Origin of the sequence: Bacillus sp. JJ1474, from assembly GCF_036965225.1 — a bacterium.
In the GTDB taxonomy this organism is placed as follows: domain Bacteria; phylum Bacillota; class Bacilli; order Bacillales; family Cytobacillaceae; genus Cytobacillus.
This window is the reverse complement of record NZ_JBALPC010000288.1, coordinates 1-1458: the sequence shown is the minus strand read 5'-3', so window position 1 is coordinate 1458 and position 1458 is coordinate 1. Positions and strand designations below refer to the sequence as shown.

Annotated in this window: 1 protein-coding gene; it reads right to left on the bottom strand. The window is 34.4% G+C overall.

The genetic code is table 11. From position 1 onward, the window contains the following. Positions 1 to 157: 157 nt before the first annotated feature. Positions 158 to 1360: an MFS transporter gene (locus V7164_RS24675; protein ID WP_335347806.1), complete on the bottom strand. Its 1203-nt coding sequence runs from the start codon at positions 1358 to 1360 to the stop codon at positions 158 to 160. Positions 1361 to 1458 lie beyond the last annotated feature (98 nt).

Sequence of the window (1458 nt, the reverse complement as noted above, 5' to 3'; positions counted from 1 at the left end):
CTTCATAATCTTGCACGCAGAGGCTCCAATTAAAGTGACAAAATGTCTGTACTTACTTCCAGCAAAGGGTTCGACAATATATAAAAATATGAATAATGTACCCAATAAGGCACTACACTTCATTTAAGTGCAATGTTTCACAATTTTTGTCAATACTTCAATTTGATATGTTAGCCACACTAGCCTTCACTTTGTTTGAAGAATTAATTGCTTGCTTCCCCCAGAACAATGTAATAACTATTCCCAGAGATAGTATCACAGTCGCAAAGTAGTAAGGATAGTTAACATCTATATCAAATAATATCCCCCCTAGAATTGGACCACTAATATTCGCTAGACTCGTAAACATAGAGTTCATTCCACCAACGAAACCTTGTTCGTTCCCGGCGATATTTGAAAGATATGAAGTAACTGCTGGTCGGAATAAATCGAAACCTACAAAAACAATAAATGTAACAAGTAAAATAGAGAAATATGAATGTACAACAGTCATTAAGAAGACAAGTAATGCTGATAATATTAAGCTGTTTCGAATCAGTTTAATTTCTCCCCAAATTCGTGTAAGCCGATCAAACAATATGACTTGTGAAACAGCACCAAAAATTGCACCACCAGTAATAACAATGGCTATGTCGGATGGTTTAAATTGAAATTTATGGTCCACAAATAAACTAAAGAACGATTCAAAAGCTGCTAAACCAAATGAGGCAATAAAAATTAAAATAAACGCGAAAAAATACTTTGGCTCAATAATACGTCTGAAACCATTCTTACTTCCTGAGGTTTGTTCATTAATTTCTGTAGCACGATCTGGCTCAGATATAAACATAATGGTTAGTATTGCAGCTATTGTACCAAGTGCACCAGCAAAGAAGAATGGTGTACGTGTACCAAATTCCGCTAAAAATCCACCGATACCTGGGCCAATAATAAATCCTGTACTAATTGCAGCAGACATATAGCCTAGTGCTTTGGGGCGAGTTTTCAAGGTTGTAATATCAGCAATAAAAGCAGTGACACCCGGCATAATGAATGCAGCACTTACTCCACCTAATATACGAGAAATAAATAGCATTTCGATTTCTTTGCCAAGCCCAAATAATAACTCTGATAGGCCGAAAATAAATAAACCAAGTACAATCATAATTTTTCTTCCCAATTTATCTACAGCTTTCCCTGCAAATGGCGAAACAATCAATTGTGCAATTGCGAAAGCAGCTGTTAGATAACCAACAGTCTTTCCGTTTATTCCTAATTCATTCATCAGTGTAGGCAAGACTGGAATTACAAGCCCAATTCCCATAAAGGCTATAAATAAATTCATTAATAATAATCCTAAAGTAATTTTATAATTCTTCATTTTATATATTCTCCTTAACAAAACGAATTACCTAAAACCAAACGTATTCATTTGATTTCTTTACAGCTCTTATCCTATTGTATATAGTAACTATATAG